General features: G+C 57.8%; 22 protein-coding genes and 1 riboswitch. Of the genes, 19 read left to right on the top strand and 3 right to left on the bottom strand.

From position 1 onward, the window contains the following. Nucleotides 1-976 precede the first annotated feature (976 nt). Nucleotides 977-1,179: riboswitch (cobalamin riboswitch) on the top strand. 103 nt (nt 1,180-1,282) lie between these two features. Next, nucleotides 1,283-3,628: a 5-methyltetrahydropteroyltriglutamate--homocysteine S-methyltransferase gene (gene metE / locus P6U23_RS28785; protein WP_407175779.1), complete on the top strand. Its 2,346-nt coding sequence runs from the start codon at nt 1,283-1,285 to the stop codon at nt 3,626-3,628. Nucleotides 3,629-4,477: 849 nt separating this feature from the next. Here the strand turns inward: metE and P6U23_RS28780 are convergent. Next, nucleotides 4,478-5,329 (bottom strand): xanthine dehydrogenase, encoded by an 852-nt coding sequence (locus P6U23_RS28780; protein ID WP_407175778.1) that lies wholly within the window; start codon nt 5,327-5,329, stop codon nt 4,478-4,480. 473 nt (nt 5,330-5,802) lie between these two features. Here P6U23_RS28780 and P6U23_RS28775 point away from each other — a divergent pair, with 473 nt between their 5' ends. From P6U23_RS28775 to P6U23_RS28720, 12 genes are all read left to right on the top strand, one after another. Next, a complete protein-coding gene (locus tag P6U23_RS28775; RefSeq protein ID WP_407181621.1) occupies nt 5,803-5,997 on the top strand; it encodes a 4Fe-4S binding protein in 195 nt (64 codons plus the stop codon). A gap of 1,381 nt (nt 5,998-7,378) precedes the next feature. After that, nucleotides 7,379-8,881 carry a nitrogenase molybdenum-iron protein alpha chain gene (gene nifD, locus P6U23_RS28770; RefSeq protein ID WP_407175777.1) on the top strand — a complete coding sequence of 501 codons (1,503 nt, stop codon included), beginning with the start codon at nt 7,379-7,381 and terminating at the stop codon, nt 8,879-8,881. 62 nt (nt 8,882-8,943) lie between these two features. Continuing rightward, nucleotides 8,944-10,503, top strand: a complete 1,560-nt coding sequence (gene nifK / locus P6U23_RS28765; RefSeq protein WP_407175776.1) for a nitrogenase molybdenum-iron protein subunit beta — start codon at nt 8,944-8,946, stop codon at nt 10,501-10,503. Between the two features lie 96 nt (nt 10,504-10,599). After that, a complete protein-coding gene (gene nifE, locus P6U23_RS28760; RefSeq protein ID WP_407175775.1) occupies nt 10,600-12,267 on the top strand; it encodes a nitrogenase iron-molybdenum cofactor biosynthesis protein NifE in 1,668 nt (555 codons plus the stop codon). Nucleotides 12,268-12,278: 11 nt separating this feature from the next. Next, nucleotides 12,279-13,679 carry a nitrogenase iron-molybdenum cofactor biosynthesis protein NifN gene (nifN, locus tag P6U23_RS28755; RefSeq protein ID WP_407175774.1) on the top strand — a complete coding sequence of 467 codons (1,401 nt, stop codon included), beginning with the start codon at nt 12,279-12,281 and terminating at the stop codon, nt 13,677-13,679. Beyond that, on the top strand, nt 13,676-14,071 hold the full coding sequence (nifX, locus tag P6U23_RS28750) for a nitrogen fixation protein NifX (RefSeq protein WP_407175773.1): 396 nt from the start codon (nt 13,676-13,678) through the stop codon (nt 14,069-14,071). Before nifN ends, nifX begins: the two co-directional genes overlap by 4 nt. A 7-nt stretch (nt 14,072-14,078) precedes the next feature. Next, on the top strand, nt 14,079-14,549 hold the full coding sequence (locus P6U23_RS28745; RefSeq protein ID WP_407175772.1) for a NifX-associated nitrogen fixation protein: 471 nt from the start codon (nt 14,079-14,081) through the stop codon (nt 14,547-14,549). A gap of 9 nt (nt 14,550-14,558) precedes the next feature. Then, nucleotides 14,559-14,759 carry a CCE_0567 family metalloprotein gene (locus tag P6U23_RS28740; protein WP_407175771.1) on the top strand — a complete coding sequence of 67 codons (201 nt, stop codon included), beginning with the start codon at nt 14,559-14,561 and terminating at the stop codon, nt 14,757-14,759. Nucleotides 14,760-14,772: 13 nt separating this feature from the next. After that, entirely contained in the window at nt 14,773-15,072 is a 300-nt protein-coding gene (fdxB, locus tag P6U23_RS28735; protein ID WP_407175770.1) for a ferredoxin III, nif-specific, read from the top strand. A 536-nt stretch (nt 15,073-15,608) separates the two neighbouring features. Next, complete coding sequence (locus tag P6U23_RS28730; protein ID WP_407175769.1) at nt 15,609-16,154, top strand: GNAT family N-acetyltransferase; 546 nt, start codon at nt 15,609-15,611, stop codon at nt 16,152-16,154. 326 nt (nt 16,155-16,480) lie between these two features. Beyond that, nucleotides 16,481-17,272 carry a host specificity protein gene (locus tag P6U23_RS28725; RefSeq protein WP_407175768.1) on the top strand — a complete coding sequence of 264 codons (792 nt, stop codon included), beginning with the start codon at nt 16,481-16,483 and terminating at the stop codon, nt 17,270-17,272. An 888-nt stretch (nt 17,273-18,160) separates the two neighbouring features. After that, on the top strand, nt 18,161-18,697 hold the full coding sequence (locus tag P6U23_RS28720; RefSeq protein ID WP_407175767.1) for a YfbU family protein: 537 nt from the start codon (nt 18,161-18,163) through the stop codon (nt 18,695-18,697). Nucleotides 18,698-18,824: 127 nt separating this feature from the next. On the opposite strand, the gene P6U23_RS28715 is transcribed toward P6U23_RS28720, so the two are convergent. Further along, nucleotides 18,825-18,926 (bottom strand): transposase, encoded by a 102-nt coding sequence (locus P6U23_RS28715; protein WP_407175766.1) that lies wholly within the window; start codon nt 18,924-18,926, stop codon nt 18,825-18,827. A 256-nt stretch (nt 18,927-19,182) separates the two neighbouring features. On the opposite strand from P6U23_RS28715, the gene P6U23_RS28710 reads away from it, so the two are divergent. Further along, the gene (locus P6U23_RS28710) at nt 19,183-19,590 is read left to right on the top strand and encodes a Rieske (2Fe-2S) protein (protein WP_407175765.1); all 408 of its coding nucleotides are present in this window, start codon (nt 19,183-19,185) and stop codon (nt 19,588-19,590) included. A 10-nt stretch (nt 19,591-19,600) separates the two neighbouring features. Here the strand turns inward: P6U23_RS28710 and P6U23_RS28705 are convergent, their stop codons facing one another. Further along, a complete protein-coding gene (locus tag P6U23_RS28705; protein WP_407175764.1) occupies nt 19,601-20,191 on the bottom strand; it encodes a hypothetical protein in 591 nt (196 codons plus the stop codon). A 272-nt stretch (nt 20,192-20,463) separates the two neighbouring features. Between P6U23_RS28705 and P6U23_RS28700 the strand changes: the two genes are divergently transcribed. From P6U23_RS28700 to P6U23_RS28680, 5 genes are all read left to right on the top strand, one after another. Beyond that, nucleotides 20,464-20,784, top strand: coding sequence for a HesB/IscA family protein (locus P6U23_RS28700; RefSeq protein ID WP_407175763.1), 321 nt, complete (start codon nt 20,464-20,466; stop codon nt 20,782-20,784). 19 nt (nt 20,785-20,803) lie between these two features. Then, nucleotides 20,804-21,094 (top strand): NifU family protein, encoded by a 291-nt coding sequence (locus P6U23_RS28695; protein ID WP_407175762.1) that lies wholly within the window; start codon nt 20,804-20,806, stop codon nt 21,092-21,094. A 77-nt stretch (nt 21,095-21,171) separates the two neighbouring features. Next, complete coding sequence (locus tag P6U23_RS28690) at nt 21,172-22,296, top strand: aminotransferase class V-fold PLP-dependent enzyme (protein ID WP_407181620.1); 1,125 nt, start codon at nt 21,172-21,174, stop codon at nt 22,294-22,296. A gap of 4 nt (nt 22,297-22,300) precedes the next feature. Further along, nucleotides 22,301-22,525, top strand: coding sequence for a putative nitrogen fixation protein NifT (gene nifT, locus P6U23_RS28685; protein WP_024512261.1), 225 nt, complete (start codon nt 22,301-22,303; stop codon nt 22,523-22,525). Continuing rightward, the gene (locus P6U23_RS28680; RefSeq protein ID WP_407175761.1) at nt 22,522-23,373 is read left to right on the top strand and encodes an SIR2 family NAD-dependent protein deacylase; all 852 of its coding nucleotides are present in this window, start codon (nt 22,522-22,524) and stop codon (nt 23,371-23,373) included. The genes nifT and P6U23_RS28680 overlap by 4 nt, the downstream gene beginning before the upstream one ends. Nucleotides 23,374-23,450: the final 77 nt, after the last annotated feature.

Here is a 23,450-nt window from a genome sequence, read left to right as displayed (position 1 = left end):
GCACCAGATGGGACAGCGCCGCCAGACACGGTGCGCACCAAGCTGCTCCAAATTTGACGAGGAAGCTCGTGAGGGGCTGGCCACGAAGCCAGTTCTCCGCCTCCATGGAGGAGCTGGGCATTCTAAGCCCAGCACCACGTTACTCTCCGAAGTTATTGCCAGAGCTTGCGCGACATTTTTGTGCTACCTGATCTGTGATCGCGGCAGCGACCAAGGGGGGGTGCCTTGATGTAGGCCGGCTGCCGAGCGACATCCGCAGCGAATGTCGGTGCCGCCGACCTAAGCGCCACGATGGACGAACTCACAAGCAAAAAGTTGTTTCTCTCACGAGCGCGGCACATGGGTTCAAGGAAAGTGAGCATCGCCCGTCTCGCGTCTGTGTGCAGTCAGCACTCATTCAGCATTGCTGAACCTTAGTAGCAACGTCCGTGCCAGCATCGTCTGCGCCCATTAAGCGCCTGATTCCGCTTGAATTAGCTCAACGGCGCTCCACGGCGAGCAGTGTTTTGAACCGGACGGGCTTTAGTGCGGCTGTCAGAATTTGAACAAGAATTGCGGTTTCGCGCCGCCAGAAAGCTGATTTGATGTTGCGTGCCGCCGAACGGAAACTTGGCGTTCATCTCTAAGTTTCTGATCGGGAGACCGGGCTGGATCCACCCGCTGGCGCCATGAACATGCCTTGATCTCGTCGAATTGGGTGCAAGCGCTGGATAGCAGGCTCTCAAAAACGACCTTATGGTCGGGCGTAGCGCGACTGTTCGACCGATGCGATCGCGATCGTGAGGCCGCTCGAGGGCGTGCACCAATTGGCGCGCAGCGATGACCTTCATCACCCAACGGGATCAAGCCCCAGGATCTATTTGATGAACCTTCATCATCAAGCCGATTATGAGAAGTTCGATCAGCGCATGGTCCAGCTATTTCATGCAAGGAGTGCTTGCTAATGCGAGGAGCTTGACGGAACGGTGCTTTTGCAGATAATCGAGCGCGTCGTGGTTCTCCGGGCTGCACCTGGTCCGGAGCTAAGAGGGAAGCCGGTGCAATGCCGGCGCTGCCCCCGCAACTGTAAACGGCGAGCCGCTGTCCAACAAAAGTCACTGAAGCCAAGCGGCTTCGGGAAGGCCGGACAGTAGCGACGACCCGCAAGCCAGGAGACCTGCCCCGACAACATATTCGTCCACGGGCGGGGTGTCCCGGTGGTGCGCCAAGCAGCCGTCGCCCGCGCGACTTCCCCTGCATGCGTCCGCCATGGCCTTTGCCCCCAAATCATGGGGTTGAAGCTATGTCTATCCTTTCACTTCCTGTCGCCACGCTCGGTACGCCGCGCATCGGTCCGCGTCGCGAACTCAAATTCGCACTTGAGAGCTACTGGAGTGGAAAATCCAGCGAAGCGCAGCTTCTTGATGCGGCGGCGGGCCTTCGGATAGCCAATTGGGCGCGGCAGAAATCGCTTGGCGTGACCGTGATACCCTCTAACGATTTTTCGCTTTATGACCATGTGCTCGATACGAGCGTCATGGTCGGCGCGATTCCCGAGATTTACGGCTGGACCGCGGGTCCACCATCTCTCAAGACGTACTTCGCCATGGCGCGAGGCGCGCAAGACGATGACCAACACGCGAACTGCAGCCAGACCCATCACGGCCACGGTGCGCCAGCCCAAAACATGACCAAATGGTTTGACACCAACTACCACTACATGGTCCCGGAATTCCACAGTGACCAGAGTTTTAAGCTGTCCTCCCGAAAGCCGATCGAGGAATATCAGGAAGCAAAGTGCCTTGGTTATCAGACGCGCCCCGTGCTGATCGGTCCCGTCACCTTCCTGAAGCTCGGCAAGAGTGCAGATCCAGCATTCGATCCACTATTGCTGCTTGATCGACTGCTACCGGTCTATGTTGAGGTCCTTCGCGAACTGGCCAGGCGCGGTGCTGAATGGGTTCAGCTCGATGAGCCAACTCTGGTCCTGGACCTCGATGAAGGATCCCGGGCCGCGTTGCACCGGGCTTACGTGCACTTGGCCCAGGCTGTGCCCGATCTTAAAATCATGCTGGTCACCTATTTCGGCACGATTGGCGACAACCTCCAGACGGCCTTGGCCTTGCCCGTTGCCGGGCTGCACGTCGACCTCGTTCGGGCTCCAGACCAGTTGAGCGCAATCGCCGCTGGTGCTCGCGGTGATCTCGTGGTCTCGCTCGGCGTGATTGATGGCCGGAATGTCTGGCGCTCTAACATTCCGGCATTGGTGGACCGGCTGACTCCGGCGCTCGCTAAGCTGGGCATGCACCGCGTTCAGATCGCGCCGTCGTGCTCGCTGCTTCACGTCCCGATCGACGTGAAGCTTGAAACTGATCTCGATTCGGACGTGAAGAGCTGGCTGGCGTTCTCGGTTCAGAAGATCGAGGAACTGTCAACTCTGGGAAGAGCACTTGGGAGCGATCGGGCCGCGGTGGCCGATGCGCTGGCAGCGTCGGAGGCCGCAGCCATTGCTCGCGAAACCTCGCCCATCATCCACAGTGCGGCTGTCGCCCGGCGAATGGTTGCGATTGATGAGAGCATGCGTCGCCGCCTGACCCCATCCGCAAAACGGGCCGACGTCCAGCGGGCACGGTTCGATCTGCCGATATTTCCAACGACGACGATCGGATCGTTCCCGCAGACAGTGCATGTTCGCAATGCCCGGGCTGCCCATGCCAAGGGAAAATTGAATGACGAGCAATATGAAGAGTTTTTGAAAGAAGAAACTGCGCGAGCAGTGTGCTGGCAAGAAGAGATCGGGCTCGACGTGCTCGTGCATGGTGAGTTTGAACGGAACGACATGGTGCAATATTTCGGTGAGCACCTGTCCGGCTTCAGGTTCACCAAATACGGCTGGGTTCAATCATATGGCTCGCGCTACGTCCGGCCGCCCATATTGTTTGGAGACGTGTCTCGGCCGAGGCCGATAACGGTCGAGTGGTGGCGCTATTCTCAATCGCTGACCAAAAAGCCGGTTAAGGCGATGCTAACAGGACCCGTGACGATCCTAAACTGGTCCTTTGTCCGCGACGACATATCTCGCAAGGAAGTCTGCCAGCAGATCGCACTGGCTATTCGGGACGAGGTGCTCGATCTTGAAAAGGCGGGCGCCGCCATGATCCAGATCGATGAGGCCGCCCTACGGGAAGGACTGCCGCTGCGCAAATCGCAGTGGAAGACCTATCTGGATTGGGCAGTGGACAGTTTCCGCATTTGCTCGTCGGGTGTTGCCGACGAAACCCAGATCCACACCCACATGTGCTATTCCGAGTTCAACGATATCATCGATGCGATCGCAGCGATGGATGCCGACGTCATCTCGATCGAAACGTCACGGTCGAAGATGGCATTGCTTGATGCTTTCAAAGCATACAAATACCCGAACGGGATCGGGCCCGGCATCTACGACATCCATTCACCGCGCATACCGGAACCCGAGGAGATGAAAAATCTCATTATGTTGGCTCGGCAGCGGCTCTCAGATGCGCAGCTCTGGATCAATCCCGACTGCGGACTGAAAACACGTCAATGGGAGGAGGTGCGCCCCGCACTGGCGAACATGGTTGCCGCCGCACGTCATTTGCGGGCTATCTTGACCCCGCAGACCTAGCTCGGAGCGGAGTTCGTGCGGCATGATTGCACTTCTCGATTTGTGCGCTCTATGCTGTCAGCTAGGCACTAAGCGACACCTGCCGATGACTAGGGCATCGGCAGACGCCCACTATACCTTGCGACGCATCATCAAGGTAGATCTGCTAGGCGGGCGTTAAGCTCTGCACGATGATGACTTAACGCGCCAAGAGCTCGCGTCTGGCTGAAGTACAACGTTGATCGACCTGAGCTCACGATGGAAGTGATCCACTCCTCAATTCGACGCGACTAGGCACGTGGTGTCTGCCGCAGCCATAACAAGTCGTACACGTTTCCTGCATGGTGCGGACGGCGAGACGTGCTAAGACAGTCGGGTTCGTCTCACCGGCTGCCGCTAAGGTTAGAATCTTTTCAGCAAGGCACGCCTTCAATGACGAACTGTACCGTGCTTCCGGTACCATTTTCACAGCATCTTCCAGCACCGCTCTCAAGACAGCAGATTGACTGGCGCGCAGGGATTTTCGAGAGATCATGTGGGCTAATTCACGCAAAAGATGGACTACCGTGTCGTCGTTCGGCCTGCTTAACCGGTTATCCGGAAACAAAAGTCGATCAAGCTCGCCGTCCCGATAGTCGATTTCGTTGCGCGAGCAGGGAGGTCACGGTTGCAGACCGTCACAGCGGCAAATACAACAAATGTGCTTAGGCCATATGACGCCGAGCCGTCGGAGTAGAATTATTTTGACTTAATCCCCAGTCGTTCAAGTTGATGCGGCACAGAACGCTTCCGATAGCGAAAACTTGTGAGTGTTGCTTGGAAATATCATCGTGCATGTTAAGCGGCGCGGGAAGGGCATGGCTAACGGTCTTACCGCAACCGATTCTGCTTCAGACGTTCCGCTCCTCGGCAAATTGCGTTTAATGTCGCATTCGCGATTGCCCGGCCGCGGTTGTCGATGCCAGTCCATCGCGCCAACGGGCCGCGCGCGTCAACCTCCAAGAGCTTCACTCCCGAAGGAACCTCGGTGCCATCACGTACGATCCCGCGTAGCATACCATCGAGGGGCGCCGCCACGGGCATCCCCGATAGATGACCGATTACAAGACCTTTGTAGATCGGTGTGCCGATTTCGGCCGACGTCTGCCAGCGGCCGGCGATCTTTGAATAGACAAAGCGCTCTGCGCCGCGCTCGCCCAGCCGGCTTGCAATTCCATCGGGGGCCTCGGTCCAACTGTCCTGGTCGGCGAGACCGATCTTGCCGGGTCGGGTTTCGACCGCCACATCACAGTTTGAGCTTGCGGAAAAGCCAGGACCGACGCCGATTGACAGTGCCGCGAGGCGCCGCAGATCGGGGCTGACAGCGCGCTTCTGCAGACGCGCGTCGATCAGTACGTCAATAGGAGCAATTGGGAGCAGGTCGAAAATACCGAGCCTAGACACAAGAACGGACGCTCTCCTGCTGCCGTGCTCGCGAGCCGCTTTCAGGACTTGGATCCTATCGTCAACTCGTTCACCCAGAACATCTTCGACCTGGGCGCTGCCCGCAAAGAGCGCGTCATGGAAGGCCATCTTTCGACGAAGCACGGGTCGATCTGGATCATAGGAGAGCAATACGCAATCGCCGGCGCGCGCGAGCTGGACCGCAATAGCGGACGCAATCTCGTTGGTGCCGAGAATGACATCGAAACGCCTTTTCCGGCGATCAATTTCCAAAGACATTTGAGCCAACTCGCCTCATACTTGCGTGCTATACTCGGCATCCCGCAAAGCCCTTCCCGCGAGGTTCTGATCGCAGCAACAGACGGGCCAAATGACAGCACGTTTCGCCTGGGCGGGCAGTCACTTCGATCCGGTCAGATCGGCGGTGCTCTTGCTTTTGCCCGTTGTGGATCACGGCGATGCCGAAGGCCCAAGTTGTCGAGTTCGGATTCAGCAGGGGACGAAGTTGAGGATTCCGCGTGGCTAGGGTCAGTGCTTCATCCGGCTGTATGGTGGGTACATGAAAGCGGTACCTGCTCGGATGAGGCCATCTTTCGCGTGACGCACATCGAGGAGAGCGTGTCCGAACCGACACGTGTTGGCCGACGACAGCTTGCGAGATGAAACAGCAAGCGACTTGTGCAGGCGCAGCCTCTGGCACGAGCCTTGAATGGAAGAGGGCGTTCCGCATCATTCTCGAGGAAGTGAACTGTATGGCTTACAAGATAATTGCGTCCCAGTGCACCGTCTGTGGCGCATGTGAATTCGAATGCCCCAACGGAGCAATCAGCCTCAAGAACGACATTTATGTAATTGACCCAAAGAAGTGCACCCAATGCGAAGGGCAATCCGAGACGCCGCGATGCGCGGATGTCTGTCCAGTGCCCGACACGTGCGTGCAGGCATAAGGACATCCGACAAAAAGGCGAGCGGCCCGCGGCCGGATTGAAGGGGTACCTGCTGCCGGAGCCTTTGTAGTTCGCCTCGTGATCTTGGCGATTATCGGATGCCGAGCTTACAAGCGATGCCCTCGCATTTGCGAGAACGCAGACGCGGGCGCCCCGACCTGAGATAACGGCATTATTGGTGGCGCAGCGGAATGGAGAGGCAAAAGTGATCAAGCGGGCCCTGCCGCTGTCCGACGAGGCGGAAGCTGACAACAAGCCGGAGCTGGGGATCTTGAGCTGCGCCGCGTGACGCAATGTTGAGGGCGGCCTCCTGTTCTATCTGAGGGACGCGCGTACTCCCGAAGCAGGTGCAGGCGCGCTCCTGATGCAGACCTGGCCAGGGATGCCGTCGCGCAAATAGCTAAGGACAACCTGCGCGGCTTGCTCGCCAGTCAGGAGCGGCGGCCGGAGGTGTAGCGATGAGCAACATCCGCCTGTTCTCAGCGGCGCTTACGATGTGATGCTCTTGCGCGAGGAGTTTCCGGCGTGTCTGACCGTAAGCTCCTGGTCTAGCTTGATAATGCCGCTTAGTCCCAGATGCCGGGAGCGGTGCTTGAGCGCTCGAGCAGGTCTATGCCAGCGAATGTGCCAATGTGCATTACGGCCTCTCGCCCAATGCCGTAACGCAGGCCTATGAGGGTACGCGCAGGCGAAGGTGGCGCAGTACGTACGATGCCCGCCGCAATCAAGGAAATCATCTTCGCCCGCAACGTTACCGGTCGATCAAGCTCGAATCCGAGGCCGAGCCAAATATCGGCGAGAGCATGGAGCACGATTCCAAGATCGTGTCGTGGCATTTCGCTAAGGAGGGCCCTGGCGCGGTGATTAAACGGGCGCCGTCGATGTGGCAGCATTGCGCCCTAGAGGAGGTCGAGAATCTTCTGATGCCCGCACCGAGCCGATCGCGATCGGCCAGATGTCGAATGCGCTCGCTACCGCAGATCTTAATTCGGCCCTTGCCGTCCCCGGACGACGCTCTCTCCTCGCGGTCGAGGCAGCAGCCTGGTCGAAGGGCGGATTTAGCAAGGGCATGATCGGCTGCCACAGTTCCTGAGGATCAACCTTAAGCGCCGGTTCTCGCACTGAGCGCTATGTCCGCAAGCATGAGTGCAAAATCGAGCGAGCGGGCCGCGCCATTGTTTCGTTGCGGACAGACCAGGTGAGACGTTTTCGGGAGGCGGTCGGATGTCAGGTTTGCAACAACAGCTTCTCTGGGCCCGCAGTGGCGCGCTATCTGCTTCTGAATGCTCCCATTTTTGTACCCTGATCCTGCTGGCATGCTCGTTGCAAAACTCTCGGGCGAAAGCCGCATCGATAGCGGCGAATCTTTGAGGACATAAGCATGAGTCTCGCCAAAGCCCAGAGCATCGCGGAAATCAAGGCCCGGAACAAGGAGCTGATCCAGGAGGTGCTGAAGGTCTATCCGGAGAAGACGGCGAAACGGCGCGCCAAGCACCTCAACGTTCACGAGGCCGGCAAGTCGGATTGCGGAGTGAAGTCCAACATCAAATCTATTCCCGGGGTGATGACGATCCGCGGCTGTGCCTACGCCGGCTCCAAGGGCGTGGTCTGGGGACCAATCAAGGACATGATCCACATCAGCCATGGCCCGGTCGGTTGTGGACAGTACTCGTGGGGGTCGCGGCGCAATTACTACACGGGCGTGACCGGCGTCGATAGCTTCGTGACGTTTCAGTTCACCTCCGACTTTCAGGAAAAAGATATCGTTTTCGGCGGCGACAAGAAGCTCATAAAGCTGATTGACGAGGTCCAGGAGCTGTTCCCTCTAAACAATGGCATTACTATCCAATCCGAATGCCCGATCGGTCTGATTGGCGATGACATCGACGCTGTATCTCGAGCGAAATCGAAAGAATATGGCGGCAAGACCATTGTGCCAGTCCGCTGCGAGGGATTCCGCGGCGTATCACAGTCGCTAGGCCACCACATTGCCAACGATGCTGTGCGCGATTGGATATTCGACAGGCTCACGCCAGAGAATAGGCCGAGGTTCGAACCGACACCATACGACGTCGCAATTATAGGTGACTACAATATCGGCGGCGACGCATGGTCGTCCCGTATCTTGCTGGAGGAAATGGGGCTTCGCGTGATCGCGCAGTGGTCGGGTGATGGCTCCCTGGCCGAGCTCGAGGCCACGCCAAAGGCGAAGCTGAACGTGCTGCACTGTTACCGCTCAATGAACTACATTTCGCGTCACATGGAAGAGAAGTACGGAATTCCCTGGTGCGAATACAACTTCTTCGGGCCAAGCAAGATCGTGGAATCATTACGCAAGATCGCGGGGTATTTCGACGACAAGATTAAGGAAGGCGCCGAGAGGGTAATCGCGAAGTACCAGCCGCTTGTGGACTCGGTCATCGCAAAATATCGCCCGCGGTTGGAGGGCAAGAGTGTGATGCTGTTCGTAGGCGGACTTCGTCCCCGTCACGTGATCGGCGCCTATGAAGACCTCGGCATGGAGGTGGTCGGCACGGGCTACGAGTTCGCGCATAACGATGATTATCAACGAACCGCACAACACTATGTGAAGGATGGCACGCTGATCTACGACGACGTCACTGGATACGAGTTCGAGCACTTCGTCGAAAAAATCCGGCCGGATCTGGTCGGCTCGGGGATCAAGGAAAAATACGTGTTCCAGAAGATGGGTGTGCCATTCCGGCAGATGCACTCTTGGGATTATTCGGGGCCTTATCACGGCTACGACGGCTTTGCGATCTTTGCCCGAGACATGGACATGGCCATCAACTCACCCATCTGGAAAAAGACCAAGGCGCCCTGGAAGGATGCCGCCAAGCCGAGGCTCTTGGCTGCGGAATAACTCGCCGGTGCTCTGCCGAGAGGCGAGCCGACATGTCTCACGATATCTGAAAGGGCTAACCAATGGCGCAGAATGCAGAACGCGTGCTCGATCACTTTGAGCTATTTCGCGGTCCGGAATACCAGCAGATGCTGGAAAACAAAAAGAAGATGTTCGAAAATCCCCGCGATCCCGCGGAGGTCGAGCGTATTCGCGAATGGACGAAGACGCCCGAATACCGCGAAAAGAATTTCGCTCGAGAAGCGCTGACTATAAACCCAGCCAAGGCCTGCCAGCCACTCGGCGCGGTGTTCGCGTCCGTTGGGTTCGAAGGTACGCTGCCTTTCGTGCATGGCTCGCAAGGGTGCGTCGCCTATTACCGCAGTCATCTGTCAAGGCACTTTAAGGAACCGACCTCGTGCGTCTCTTCGTCGATGACCGAGGATGCGGCAGTATTCGGCGGGCTGAACAATATGATCGACGGCCTGGCCAATAGCTACAACATGTACAAGCCGAAGATGATTGCGGTCTCCACCACTTGTATGGCGGAGGTCATCGGCGATGACCTTAACGCGTTCATTAAAACGTCAAAGGAAAAGGGCTCCGTTCCGGCGGACCTCGATGTGCCATTCGCGCATACTCCAGCCTTCGTGGGTAGCCATGTCACGGGCTATGACAACGCAATCAAGGGAATCCTGGAGCATTTCTGGGACGGTAAGGCAGGTACCGCTCCAAAGCTCGAGCGTAAGCCCAATGACAAGGTGAACTTCCTCGGCGGCTTCGACGGCTATGCCGTCGGCAATCTCCGTGAGATCAAGCGCATCTTCGAAGTGATGGGCATCCAGTACACCGTTCTGGCCGATAATTCCGACGTCTTCGATACGCCGACGGATGGCGAGTTCCGGATGTATGACGGGGGCACCAGTCTGGAAGACGCTGCGAACGCCATTCACGCCAAGGCGACAATCTCGATGCAGCAATGGTGCACCGAGAAGACCCTGCCGTTCATCGCAGAACACGGTCAGGAAGTTGTAGCATTTAATTACCCGTTGGGCGTATCCGCAACGGACGAGTTCCTCATGGCCTTGTCCCGTATCACAGGCAAGGAGATTCCGGATGAACTCGCGCGAGAGCGCGGCCGCTTGGTAGACGCGATCGCGGACTCGAGCGCTCATATTCACGGCAAAAAATTCGCGATTTATGGCGATCCCGATGTCTGCCATGGGTTAGCTGCATTCTTGCTCGAACTTGGTGCCGAACCGACCCATGTCCTGTCGACTAACGGCAACAAGACGTGGCAAGAGAAAATGGAGGCCTTATTTGCGAGCTCGCCGTTTGGGCAGAACTGTCGCGCCTATCCGGGCCGAGATCTCTGGCACCTGCGTTCGCTGCTGTTTACCGAACCCGTCGATTTCCTGATCGGCAACACTTATGGGAAGTATCTGGAGCGTGACACCGGCACGCCGCTAATCCGGATCGGCTTCCCTGTGTTCGACAGACATCATCACCATCGCTCTCCCGTATGGGGCTATCAGGGCGGCTTGAACGTGTTGATCAAGATCCTCGACAAGATCTTCGATGAGTTCGACAAGAATGCCAATATTCCGGGTAAGACCGACTATAGCTTCGACATCATTCGTTGAGCAACGCGCCTGAGCCGTCGCCGGCCTGCACCGGCGATGGCTCAGGCGCAAGTTGGTATCATTTTTTGCCCCACGATCACGTGAGAGAAGAAGCGGATGAGTTCGCTATCGGCCACGATTCAGGACATCTTCAATGAGCCAGGCTGCGCGAAGAATGCCAACAAATCGGATGTCGAGCGCAAGAAGGGGTGCACCAAGCAGCTCCAGCCGGGCGCCGCCGCTGGCGGCTGCGCGTTCGACGGCGCCAAGATCGCGCTACAACCATTTACCGATGTGGCACATCTGATCCATGGTCCGATCGCCTGCGAAGGTAATTCATGGGACAACCGCGGTGCTGCTTCGTCTGGCGCCAGTATCTGGCGCACCAGCTTCACGACCGATATGACCGAAACCGACGTCGTATTTGGTGGCGAAAAGCGCCTTTATAACGCAATCAAGGAGATCATCAGAAAGTACAACCCGGCCGCGGTCTTCGTCTATCAGACCTGTGTCCCCGCGATGATCGGCGATGATATCGATGTCGTTTGCAAGGCGGCTTCGCGCAAGTTCCGCAAGCCGGTCATTCCTATAAATGCGCCGGGGTTCGTCGGGTCGAAAAATCTTGGCAATAAGCTTGCCGGCGAGGCCTTGCTCGAGCACGTCATCGGGACAGAAGAGCCGGACTACACCACGCCGTACGACATCAACATGATCGGTGAATACAATCTGTCCGGCGAGCTTTGGCAGATCAAGCCGTTATTCGACGAGCTCGGGATCCGAATCCTGTCCTGCATCTCCGGGGATGGCAGATATCAAGAGGTGGCTTCGTCGCATCGGGCTCGTGCCGCGATGTTAGTATGTTCGAAGTCGATGATCAATGTGGCGCGCAGAATGGAGGAGCGGTACCGCATCCCATTCTTCGAGGGCTCATTCTACGGCATCCAGGACTCTAGCGCATCATTGCGCGAGATTGCGCAACTTTTGGTTCGGCGCGGAGCGCCGGAAGATCTTATCGAGCGTACCGAGGCGGTGATCGCACGCGAGGAGGCGCGCGCCTGGGCCGCGATCAGGCAGTACAAGTCCCGCTTTGGCGGGAAGAGGGCATTGTTGATCACCGGCGGGGTGAAGTCCTGGTCCGTACTGGCTGCGCTCCAGGAGGCTGGGCTTGAGCTCGTGGGCACCAGCGTCAAGAAATCTACTGAGGAGGACAAGGAGCGCATCCAGGAGCTGATGGGGCTGGATGCCCACATGATCGAGGATATCTCGGCTCGCGAGATGTACAAAATGCTGAAGGACGCGCGGGCGGACATCATGCTGTCTGGCGGAAAGTCGCAGTTCGTGGCGCTGAAGGCGGCGATGCCTTGGCTCGACATCAACCAAGAGCGATCTCATGCCTATTTGGGTTATGTCGGCATAGTGAAGCTGGTCGAGGAGATCGATAAGGCACTATTCAATCCGATTTGGGAGCAACTGCGTCAACCTGCACCATGGGAGGCGTTCTGCAAGAACACGCACTCCGACCCGATGGCGCAGGCAGCTGAGAGCGCCTCGTGTCCGACACCGGCGGAGAGGGCTCGTCGCTCAAAAAGGATCTGCTTCTGCAAAAGGGTTGACCTCGGCACCCTCGAGGATGCGATCCGCTCGCATCGCCTGACCACCGTGCGCGAGATCAGGCAAAAGACCAATGCGTCCGGCGGCTGCGGCGCCTGCAAGAGCCGGATCAGGCACATTCTTGCGAGTATCCGGGAGTCCTCGGCGCCTGACATGCTCGATGCAGCGGAGTAGGGCCGCGTCTCATGGCTAGCGTAACCATTTCGAAAAAGGCCTGCGCAGTTAACCCGTTGAAAATGAGCCAGCCGATTGGCGGTGCATTCGCGTTCATGGGCCTGCGTGGCGCGATGCCCATTCTGCACGGCTCGCAAGGCTGCACATCGTTCGGCCTCACGCTATTCGTGCGCCATTTCAGGGAGCCGGTACCGCTACAGACAACCGCTATGAGCGAGGTCGCGACTGTGCTCGGGGGCTATGATAATGTCGAACAGGCCATACTAAACATCTACAATCGTAACAAGCCGGAAATCATCGGCATCTGCTCGACAGGAGTGACCGAAACGAATGGGGAGGACGTCGACGCCTTCATCAAGCTCATTCGCGAAAAGCATCCGCAGCTAGCGGACGTTCCTCTAGTCTATGTGTCGACCCCCGATTTCAAGGACGCTTTCCAGGATGGCTGGGAAAAGACGGTCGCGCGCTTGGTCGAGGTATTGGTGGACGTGCCGCCGGCCGAGGCCGAGCGCAACCCCGCGCGGGTGAATGTCCTTCCGGGATGTCACCTGACGCCTGGCGACCTCGATGAACTCAGGACCATCTTGGAGGATTTCGGGCTGACGCCATCATTCCTTCCTGATCTGGCAGGGTCACTGGATGGACATATCCCCGACGAGTTTACGCAGACGACCATAGGCGGCGTCGGAGTTGATGAAATCGCGACCATGGGCCGGTCCGGCTGGACGATTGCCATCGGCGCACAGATGCGGCGGGCAGCAGAAGCGATGCAGTCCAAAACGGGAGTGCCGTTTCGCCTATTCGAACGAATGTGTGGCCTGATGCCGAACGATGAATTTCTCGCATTCCTGAGCGAGATCAGCGGGCAGCCCGTGCCATCAAAATATCGGCGCCAACGCGGGCAGCTCGCCGATGCGATGCTGGACGCGCATTTCCATATCGGCGGCCGCAAGCTTGCGATCGGCGCCGAGCCTGACCTCTTATTCGACCTGTCCAATATGCTCCACGAGATGGGAGCACACGTTAGCGCTGCAGTGACGACCACACACTCGCCCTTGCTTGAGCGGATCAAGACCAAGGAGGTGGTGATCGGAGATCTCGAGGATCTTGAAAAGCTAGCCAGAAGAAGAGCCTGCGATCTCCTGATTACGCATTCGCATGGCCGGCAAGCTGCCGGGCGGCTCAACATTCCGTTTCATCGCGCGGGATTTCCAGTGTTCGATCGGATCGGCGCGGGACATCAAGTATCGGTCGGCTATCGGGGTACACGCGAACTCATCTTCAACATCGCAAATCTCGTGATTACCGATCGTGAAGTCAATCATCAGCCGACGCCCGATAGCTGGCGGGCGTCCAATTTGGCCTCACGGTGTCGCCGCATGGCCAACACAACAGGGAGGTCGGTTGCATGAAGGTCGCATTCGCTACCCAGGATTTGAGGCGCGTCGATGCGCATTTCGGCTGGGCTAGAAACATTGTCATTTATGACGTTGGGCCAGGCGGGCACGTGTTTCTGAAGGCGATCGAGTTCGACGGCGATCTCAAGGAAGATGGCGATGAGGACAAGCTCGCGCCTAAGATCGAGGTCGTCAAGGATTGCGCCATCCTCTATGTCGCTGCCATCGGAGGGGCTGCCGCCGCGCGAGTTGTGGCAAGCAATATTCATCCCATCAAGGTGAACGAGCCCGAGAGCATCTTGGCACTTTTGGAGAAGCTGGAGCGCGTCCTGAAGGGGACGCCGCCACCCTGGTTGCGCAAAGCGCTGAAGAAGGACCAGGCGCGCGCGGTGGAATTCGAGGAGTGAAAACGACGTGACCGAGGCCACAGAGACCGGGCGAGCTGAAGCAGCCATCAATGCGCCGTTCGTGAGGGAGCTGGTCAGCCTCTGGCGCGCCCAGGATTCACATGGCGCCTGGGAGGAAAAGAGCGATCTTGACTTGCTCGCACCCTATATCCTGGACGACGATAAGCGGCGCGCGCTCCCGATCGTCGGCGATCCCGACCCTGACACGGTTTGGCGGCTCGAGCTGTTCTTTGATGCTGTCGCGCTGTCGATCGAAAAAGCCACCGGTGTGATGATCCAGCCGATGCTGAAGATGCACCATGAAGGGTTTGGCCGCATAGTGCTGATCGGGGGCCGGCTGATTGTAGTGAACAAGCAGCTGCGCGACGTGCACCGCTTCGGCTTCCTGAGCCTCAGCAAGCTTGCCGCCGAGGGCGATAAACATGTCAGAAGCGGGATCGAGATGATCCAGAAGTATCCTGACGTGGCAAATTATTGAGGATAGCTCATGACCGAAGTCGATCTACTGAAAGCTGAGATCAAGAAACGTTCTTCCAAGGCCTCGCAAGCCAAGATGGACCTGCATGATCTGTCGGAGGAGCTGCCCCTCAATTGGACCTCAATCATGATGGTGGCGCAGAAGGCGCACGATGCCTTTGCCGAACTCGAGCGCAAGCGTCAGGAGCTGAAGGCGATGGAAAAGGTCTAAGAGGTAGCCGATCATGTCATTTGCAACGCGTGACGGTCGCGGCTGGACGCCAGAGTTCTTGATCTCCATCGATCCGGAGCATTGCATCGGGTGTGGCCGCTGCTTCAAGGTCTGCGGTCGGGACATCATGACGCTCAAGGGCCTCAACGAGGAGGGGGAGCTTGTGGAGCTGGACGAGGAGGGGGACGATGAAATCGAGAAGAAGGTGATGGTGATAAAAGACGAGGGGGCGTGCATCGGGTGTGGCGCCTGCGCCAGGGTGTGTCCCACAAACTGCCAGACCCACATGCCCGCTGAAGCGGCAGCGGCGTGAGTCTACCCGTCCTTGATTTGATGACCCGCAGATGTGAAATTCCCGGGAGAGGGGGAACTCTAGATTGGTTTACACCCCTCACCGCGGCCGCCCTGCGGATCGCATCTCGTAAGATTAGAGAATGACGCGGCCGCGGCGTTCTACAAAAGGACTGCCGTATGAGGCCTGGCTTTCCGAGGTGACCCGGATCGGGGGCTGGTACAAATGAGGCCGGACCAACGAGACGCCGTTCACAGCGCGGACTGGTCGGGCGGACCCGGTCGTTTTTTGGTTGAACTTGTGGTGGAGCAGCAATCGGGTCGAGCGATACGGAGGGTAATATGCATTTGCGAAGATGTGATCTTCGCTATTTCACCTGCCGATCAAGTCGCCGCCGATGCGAAAGCGTCGAAAGGGTTGCTGCTGCAGTGAGCGAGGAAGCTGTAGCAGTTCATTGTGGCACCAGCGCTGTCAGCGGCGAGTGACGAATTGGACAGGGCGGCTGTTCATTTGGTTGAGGCGTATGAAGAGTTGAGGAGCCTTATGAGCTGTGAGGTGTGCTGAATGCGGATGGTGAGCGCCGGATGACGCTTGTAATGCGATGGTGTGATAGCTCGGTGAGCCCGGAGCTGCTGGCGCAATTCTTTGTTCGACACGTGGGACCCGACTATGTCTCGCATGAAGAGATTCTGTCTGGACGCGCACATCCTGACCGAACTTGGAGCACGAAGCTCGCATCGGTTGTCGGGGACGAGTTTTCATCGGCCCTGTTTCCGCAATCTGCGCAGTTGCCGCACCAGACCCGGGCTTTCGCGGGCTACGATGATAGCGAATTGGTGTGTGTCGGACTGATTAGATTCGAGTTCATCGAAAGTGGCCCCTATGCCGTGATCGAAGATCTGGTCGTTCATTCTGCGAAGCGTGCTGCCAAATATGGCACGCAAGCTTTGGCCTGGGTTGAGGGATCGATCTGCGAATTCGGAATTGCCACTCTTTTCTGTGAAACAGGGATCGGCAACTCAATCGCTCAAAAATTCTTCAGGCGGCGCGGCTTCCGACCAGTCTCTGTTGTTCTTCTAAAAAGGCTGCCTTCGCCGCTGTGATCGTAGATCTCCGAGGGATGGCATAGGAGGACGGGCCAGCGAAGCCGCGGTTAGGAAGCGTAGACTTGAGCGGTTCTACTAGCGCCCGACATGCCGCTGCAGCCGAAGAGCGCGAAATACGTCAGCGCTGCCACAGATTGTTCTGCACGTCAGGTTGTAGTCAGCTCACCCGCCTAAGTTGCTGGAGCGTCTTGAGTACGCCCGAAATTAACGGCGACGCAACCTGTGGATGGAGAGCAAATCGCGTGTATAGCAGAATCACTGGATCCTCGAGCCAATCAACTAGCGCAAGCCGGGCCGACGAACCGGGGCAGGCTGAGGAGGGGATGTTTAGGGAAACGCTTGCAGACGCAGCGCCTGGTTCGTCATCGGCGAGACGTCCGTACTCCCTCACCTCCGAACCTCCCATCTACGAGCTGAAGGACCACGATACGTTTAGGCAGGAACTGAGGAACTTTTATGGCGACGACATCAAACACATAGCCGATAATCCGCAAGAGTACTCGGATTTCGTATCCAAAAAAGCTGAGCGCACCGCAATGGTCGCCAGAGCCGCCGCGAGTGTAGATCACGAGCCCGGTTCGCGGTACTTCAGCTATGAACTGGGCGATAAGAGTGTCGGGCTCCTACGAGTGGATCCAGGATTCCGCATCAAAGGAGAGGAGTGGCAGAAGCAGCACTTTCCTGAGCGAAAAAACCTCTCATCGGTCGTGGCTCTCCGGGTGACGCATCCTCTCGTTGAGAACGCGGGCGATATTCTGCTTGAACATCAACTTCGGCTGGATGGCAAAAAGCCTCTGATCATGTCGCGGCCCGCTAATGACGAGGTGAAGCCCCGCCTGGAGCAGATGGGCTTTGTTGACGTCGGTGGAAATGAGTTCGTGCTTGACCCTAAAAGGCGTGGCGATATCTGGACGAAGAACGAGGCCGGCGAGTGGCAGCGGGAAGACAAGCCTCGACTCTATCTCCAGGCCGAGAGCGAGGGTCCCGTTGAAGGGAGTAGCGACGAAAACTCGAACGAAGAATATGTCGAGACAGAGTCGTCCGACGATGACCCCGCTTGGTACTTGGAGCGGGCGCTCAATTTCCGCGGAGGACAGGCCGGATCGGAGGACTGAAAGACGGGACCGCATGAAGGGTAACGGCATTCTGTCATCAGGCCCGCCGACCCGAAGGAGATAAAAAAACGGAGACGCGCCGCAGGCGCGCTCCCGCCTGCGCACGGTGCTCCGTTCGGGCGATCATGGGAGGAGATGCTTTCATGACCTTCTCCAATGTTCGGAAACAAATGTCTGCACTGCCGTCACCCGCTTGGCGCGCGCGGGTTGCGCCGAACGGACTTCGGGCCCGACAGCCCGGACGAACGAAGCTTGACGATGCGACCTTACACCGGGCCGCCAGCGTTCAAGCGCGCTGCTTGGGCCGGTGACTATGGCGCAGCCAGCGGAACGCATTCAGAGCCAGCGTCGGCGTGCATCCGTCGGTCCTGCTGCGATTGCCCCAGCCATGCTCGGCATCGCGCCGCGGCCAGACTAGAGTGAGATGATGTCTGCGCTCAGCTCAGCATGATGTTGCGGCCCCCATTCTTGCTGACGCATGTTATCGGAAGCTCTGAAAGGTTTTCCGCCGCGCCGCGTGGGTCGATATTCATTCCCTCACCACTGCGTCAAAGAGTTTCCTGGCGTCTATTCTCGTACGTGCGGGTTTGGAGAAGCTGACGAGTCGACGAGTGAGGGTAGGAAACGCCTCGATCACCGTTTTGCAGCGCTTTCATTCGCGATAAAATCGAAAGCGTTCCTTGCGGGTTTAAGCTGGTGCCCATTCGCGGCCGGCCCTGCTCTCACTGACGTCAGAATTATTTGACCCGCGGCCCCGCTCCCAGACCTGAGAACATTGCGCTAGTCAACTACAAGAATTTGCAGGTGACCACATCAACCTGATCCGGAAGCATCGGATCATCCTCATCCACGAGGCGACGTTTAAGAAGGAGCAAAACTGGAGGCGAAATGAATCTATCGGACGGCGAGAAGCTGATTATGTTGATGTTGGCCGATGTTTCGAAAGCGCTTGAGATGGAAGGCGAGAACCCTCAGTTTATTCAAAAGACCATCGCCAATGACGATCTTTGGGCACTTCGCTGGAAATATCACGGCGCTCCTTTTTCAAAACACCCAGCCCCGCCGGAGGTCGCCGAGACTTGCGAGATTCTCGAGATGTGGTCCGTCGTCGAATCTTCGTTCGCAGCGCTCTCCCCCACAGAGAAAAAGCGCGTTAAGTATGATGCATATCCTTTTGGAAACGATGTCCAATTTCACGGCTTCTATGGGAATCATGACCCCCATACTTCGATAGCGCGTGTATTGATCGAAGACCTGGGTCTGTGGACCGAGTTCAAAGGCCGCTCGCCCGACGACCACGCGCGAACGCTTGAGCACCATATGCGCATGTACCACGTATTCGAATCGGTTTGCGATTGCCTGCACTCTCGGAGGTTGAATGCCGACGAGATAATCCGGGTGCTTACTGCCCAAAAATACACCTAGAGCATTTTGGGGTAAAATGGCTTCGGTTGGGTGCATTCCAGGCTTGACCTCTGAGGCACGCTGATGCACCCGCACGATCGAGCTGTCGACCATCTGGAACTCCTCATGGCCCTGGTAACTGCCGCCATCAGCCTGTCGGCCTTGCGTCACGATTAAAGCGACTGTAGACGGTCGTGTAAGGTCGATACCGCTCGGGTAAATCTCGCCACGGCGTTCCCGTCCTTGCCACGCAAACGATGCCATCATGATCTGCCGGTTATTCTGCGGCTGGCGGCCGCGGCGTCCCTTCGGTGGAATAGCGCTCCACTCGAAATCCATCAGATCGTAACGCATGATCAAGCCCCCATGTGGAGGACTTGAATCATTCCTCGCTGATTTGCGCTAGAGTTAATTGAGAACAAAGGTCATGTCCGAAGAGCCTCGAAGATATCCGCTTGCGCGATTCTTGCAACGCTGAGCGCGGGTGAGCAATGACGGAGGCACGCATGCTTGAACATGCTATTGAGCTGAATACCGCGTATGCAGTCTGCCGCTTCAATGATATTCCAAGCCAGCGCGCCAAGGGTTTTGTGCTCTTAATTATCGACGAGGATAGCAGGTGCAGACCATGGCCAATTGTCGTGGTGCGCTGGGGCAGACGCGTGTTTGGTTATCTAAACAAATGTCCGCACAATCAGGTTCATCTCGACTGGGAACATGGTCAGTTCCTGGACCCTACCGGCACGCGACTGATGTGCGGGAAACATGGGTCGACGTTCGAGCTCAGTACTGGCCGGTGTGTGGACGGGCCGTGCAAGGGGCACGAGCTCACGCCGGTCGCGCTGACGCTGCTGGACGGTGAGATCTGCGTGACCGGCGTGCCACTTGTGGAGGAGGGGGACGATACGAGCTGAGGCCGCGCGCTCACACTGGCCGGTTCTCGTTGCGGTTTTTCATGGGAGTCATCCTCTTTAGCCCTTCTTCATAAGTGATCTCGTCATAGGACGCCTCGATTGTCCTGGCCGCGTCGAGCAGGTAATCGAGCTTACCGGGCGCAGTGAGCTTTTTGATATCGTCCTTGTTGACCCCGACCAGATCCATCATTTCCTTCCAGACCGTAGATTCGTCGCAGGGCAGCACGTAGAAAGTGATCGCGCCGAGCTTGGTTCGATATTTCGCGAGAAGATCTATGTTGTTGCAGAACATGAAATAGGTTCCATCGGGACTGAGTGCACCCTCGAGAACTTCTGTCACATCGCTGAGGTAAGCGAACGAGTGCAGGTAGCCGGCCAGCACCGGAATTGTGCTTTCGCCTTCCTGCGCCACCGCCAGGACCTGCTCAATCGAATAGTCCGGCGGCCGTTTCTCATCCGCGACCTGCGCCTGGAATTTCAGTGCAATGTCACCGCGAAAGCCGAACCGGCCAGGCTTTGTGGTCGCGCCTTTGAGTACGGCGTTGAGCAGACGGCCTTCCGTTTCAAGGCGGCCGAGCGCGGTGTTTTCGATTGCAGTCATGAACAATTGTTCCTCGATCTAAGACAATCGCCGGAGGCTCCGGCAAGCCCGAGAGGCAATGCAAATTGTTTGCCGCCGCCCTGTAACGGTCGGGATCATAAAGCCTAGAGCACCAAAGGGGCGTGCGGTCTTGCAAACGTTGTCAGGAACACGACAAAGGGCGAGAAGCCGACCAGCGGAATTTGGAAATTGGTGAGCACTCGCAAGCGCCTAACTAGTGGCACACGACTTGCCAAACCAGCCTGCAATGGCTTGGAAAAAAAGGAAGACCTATGATCAATATGACCGACAGCGCGGTAAACGCGGTCAAGTTGGCCATTTCGGCGTCGGCGCAGCCGGCAGGCGGCTTGCGAATTATGGTCGAGGCGGGCGGCTGCGCTGGGCTGAAATACAGTATGGGTTTGACGGACCAGGCAAAGCCTGACGACACCGTGATCGAACACGGCGGGGTCAGGGTGTTCGTCGACACCGAAAGTCAGCAGCACCTCGCCGGCACGACCATCGATTTCGTGGTGGGAACGAACGGATCAGGCTTCACCTTCGACAATCCGAACGCAAATTTGAACTGCTCCTGCGGCAAATCCTTCAGCTAATCACAGGACAACTCAACGCATGCTGGTAGAAGGCGAACAACCGAAGCAGTTGCGAGTCAGTGACGCTGATCGGAAGCAAATGATACGCGCCGTAATCGAGGAGATTCGGCCCAGTCTGCGGCGGGATGGCGGCGATTGCCAACTGCTTGAGATCGACGGTAACAAGGTCATGGTCAAGCTGACGGGAGCCTGCATGTTCTGCAAGTTCTCTGGCGCCACCCTCGAAGGAATTCAGGCCCGCCTCATCGAGAGGCTCGGCGAATTCGTTCGCCTGATCCCCATCGCCGGCACTGGCAAAGCGCGACATTGAAGCCGAACGAGGGATTTGTGCTCGTTTATCTCGACAACAATGCAACGACGCGAACGGATCCGGCCGTCGTCAAAGCCATGCTGCCGTTCTTCACAAAGCAGTTCGGCAATCCGTCTTCCGTCCATGCCTTCGGGAACGAGGTGGCGGGCGCCGTGAAGCAAGCCCGCCGCTGTCTGCAGGCTCTGCTAGGTACGGCCTACGATCATGAGATTGTCTTCACGTCCGGTGGAACCGAGTCCAACAACGCGGCCATATTGTCCGCGCTTGCGACCCAGGACGGACGCAACGAGATCGTCGCCAGCTCCGTCGAGCATCAGGCCATCCTGGCGCTACTCCAACACTTGTCGAAAAAGGGTACCAGGGTCCATTTGATTCCCGTGGATTCACAGGGGCGGCTCGAAATCGAAGCTTATCGGCGGGCACTTGGACCGCGCACGGCAATCGCGTCGCTTATATGGGCCAACAACGAAACCGGAACCATCTTCCCAGTGAAGGCTCTGGCCACAATGGCTCGCGAAGTCGGCGCGCTGTTTCACACGGATGCGGTTCAGGCCGTCGGCAGGGTGCCGATCAGCTTGGAAGAGAGTGAGATCGACATGCTCTCGTTGTCCGGGCATAAGCTCCATGGCCCCAAAGGAATCGGTGCGCTCTATCTGCGCAAGGGGACCAAATTCGCGCCGTTGATCTGGGGCGGGCCACAGGAGCGCCGAAGGCGCGGCGGGACCGAGAACACACCAGGTATCGTCGGGCTAGGAAGGGCTGCAGAGCTTGCGACCGAGCGGCTGGAGCCGGAGCGCATCCGCACCAGTAAGTTGCGCGACCGTCTCGAGCAAGCGATTTTGCAATATGGCAATTGCGCGGTGCTTGGTGACGTCAAGAACCGCTTGCCGAACACGACAAACATCGCATTTGAGCATGTCGATGGTGAGGCGATTGCCCATCATCTCAATCGCGCCGGCATTGCCGTGTCGCTTGGGTCGGCTTGTAGTGCCGGGTTAATGAAGCCCTCGCACGTCCTGAGCGCGATGAATGTAGCACCGAGGAGCCTGCGCGGGGCGGTTCGGTTTTCGCTCTCGCGTGAGACCACCATCGAAGAGGTCGATCAGGTCCTGCGCACCCTACCTAGCATCCTAGCTCACTTGCGGCCCATGTCGGGAGACCCTCGCGATCTCGCTGGGGGCTTCCCTCTAAGTACGAGTTGAAGTGATGAAAGTCATGATTCGCCGCTCTCCGGATGCTGGCCTGTCCATTTATGTACCAAAAAAGGATCTCGAAGAGCCGATCGTTGAATCGGAGCACGAGACGCTCTGGGGTGGATGGATAAGAATAGCCAATGGCTGGGTGCTCGATTTGCCTGAGATGGCGAGTGACACGCCGCTGCCAATCACGATCAATGCCAGAAAGCGTGGTGGGGACGGGGATGAGCGATGAAGATGCCCCCGCTCAATGCGGGTGATCCAGAGGCCATTCTCCCCGAGCTCGGCCGCAGGCTGCGTACCCGTTGCATCATTCCCTATCTCGGCCCCGGGCTGGCCGAGCTGTCCAATCCCGATGTGCCGATGACCCCAGAGGCGTTGGCAACCTTCTTCGCTGGCAAGGTCGCGCTACCTCGCCGGGCCAAGGGCAATGTCTGGGCGGCCGCGCAATACATCGAAACCAGCAGGCATCGCTCGGTGCTGACGAGATTGATGGCGCAGGCCTTTGCTTCGCCGAGTGAGCCAACGCCACTTCATCGTCATCTGGCCGCGTTGTCTTTACCTGTTATTGTCGACACCTGGTATGACGGCGCCACCTGTGCGGCGCTTGCCAAATACGAGGGATGGGGCGAGATCCAGGGTGTGCCCCGCGCAGGCACGGGGAAGGACCACTGGTATCGCTTCTACGATGCAGGGGGCAGGGAGGTCGATTGGGTTGCTGCGCAAAACTGGACCACGGTCCTGTATAAGCCACATGGAGCAGTGACGCCTGCCAGGAATTTTCTTATCTCCGACGCTGACTATGTCGAAGTGCTGACCGAGATCGATATTCAGACGCCGATTCCTCTCGCGGTGAAAGAGCGACGAACTGGGTCCAGTTTCCTTTTCATTGGTTGTCGCTTCAACGATCAGCTGCTTCGAACCTTTGCGCGGCAGCTGCTGAAGCGATCGGGCAGGGTTCACTACGCAATCCTGGATCTGAACTCGATGACGAGAAACGAGCGAAAATTTCTCGCTGAACAGAACATCGTCCCGCTCGCAATCGCGCTTCCGCGCGCAATCGAGATCCTGCTCTGTCACTGACACCTCGCCCTGTTCTGATCCGGCCCGGCGGCACGCGGCAGTGTGTGCGTGCTGCGCCAGATTGCGCGCGGTGCGCG

Origin of the sequence: Bradyrhizobium sp. STM 3562 (genome assembly GCF_045571435.1) — a bacterium.
Classification (GTDB): domain Bacteria; phylum Pseudomonadota; class Alphaproteobacteria; order Rhizobiales; family Xanthobacteraceae; genus Bradyrhizobium.
This window is presented reverse-complemented; position numbering and strand designations above follow the sequence as displayed.

What these genes read in the sequence shown, in the direction of transcription:
- metE (WP_407175779.1), top strand. Translation starts at nt 1,283, where the DNA reads ATGTCTATCCTTTCACTTCCTGTCGCCACGCTCGGTACGCCGCGCATC.
- P6U23_RS28780 (WP_407175778.1), bottom strand. Translation starts at nt 5,329, where the DNA reads ATGTCTTTGGAAATTGATCGCCGGAAAAGGCGTTTCGATGTCATTCTC.
- P6U23_RS28775 (WP_407181621.1), top strand. Translation starts at nt 5,803, where the DNA reads ATGGCTTACAAGATAATTGCGTCCCAGTGCACCGTCTGTGGCGCATGT.
- nifD (WP_407175777.1), top strand. Translation starts at nt 7,379, where the DNA reads ATGAGTCTCGCCAAAGCCCAGAGCATCGCGGAAATCAAGGCCCGGAAC.
- nifK (WP_407175776.1), top strand. Translation starts at nt 8,944, where the DNA reads ATGGCGCAGAATGCAGAACGCGTGCTCGATCACTTTGAGCTATTTCGC.
- nifE (WP_407175775.1), top strand. Translation starts at nt 10,600, where the DNA reads ATGAGTTCGCTATCGGCCACGATTCAGGACATCTTCAATGAGCCAGGC.
- nifN (WP_407175774.1), top strand. Translation starts at nt 12,279, where the DNA reads ATGGCTAGCGTAACCATTTCGAAAAAGGCCTGCGCAGTTAACCCGTTG.
- nifX (WP_407175773.1), top strand. Translation starts at nt 13,676, where the DNA reads ATGAAGGTCGCATTCGCTACCCAGGATTTGAGGCGCGTCGATGCGCAT.
- P6U23_RS28740 (WP_407175771.1), top strand. Translation starts at nt 14,559, where the DNA reads ATGACCGAAGTCGATCTACTGAAAGCTGAGATCAAGAAACGTTCTTCC.
- fdxB (WP_407175770.1), top strand. Translation starts at nt 14,773, where the DNA reads ATGTCATTTGCAACGCGTGACGGTCGCGGCTGGACGCCAGAGTTCTTG.
- P6U23_RS28725 (WP_407175768.1), top strand. Translation starts at nt 16,481, where the DNA reads ATGTTTAGGGAAACGCTTGCAGACGCAGCGCCTGGTTCGTCATCGGCG.
- P6U23_RS28720 (WP_407175767.1), top strand. Translation starts at nt 18,161, where the DNA reads ATGAATCTATCGGACGGCGAGAAGCTGATTATGTTGATGTTGGCCGAT.
- P6U23_RS28710 (WP_407175765.1), top strand. Translation starts at nt 19,183, where the DNA reads ATGCTTGAACATGCTATTGAGCTGAATACCGCGTATGCAGTCTGCCGC.
- P6U23_RS28705 (WP_407175764.1), bottom strand. Translation starts at nt 20,191, where the DNA reads ATGACTGCAATCGAAAACACCGCGCTCGGCCGCCTTGAAACGGAAGGC.
- P6U23_RS28700 (WP_407175763.1), top strand. Translation starts at nt 20,464, where the DNA reads ATGATCAATATGACCGACAGCGCGGTAAACGCGGTCAAGTTGGCCATT.
- P6U23_RS28695 (WP_407175762.1), top strand. Translation starts at nt 20,804, where the DNA reads ATGCTGGTAGAAGGCGAACAACCGAAGCAGTTGCGAGTCAGTGACGCT.
- P6U23_RS28690 (WP_407181620.1), top strand. Translation starts at nt 21,172, where the DNA reads ATGCTGCCGTTCTTCACAAAGCAGTTCGGCAATCCGTCTTCCGTCCAT.
- nifT (WP_024512261.1), top strand. Translation starts at nt 22,301, where the DNA reads ATGAAAGTCATGATTCGCCGCTCTCCGGATGCTGGCCTGTCCATTTAT.
- P6U23_RS28680 (WP_407175761.1), top strand. Translation starts at nt 22,522, where the DNA reads ATGAAGATGCCCCCGCTCAATGCGGGTGATCCAGAGGCCATTCTCCCC.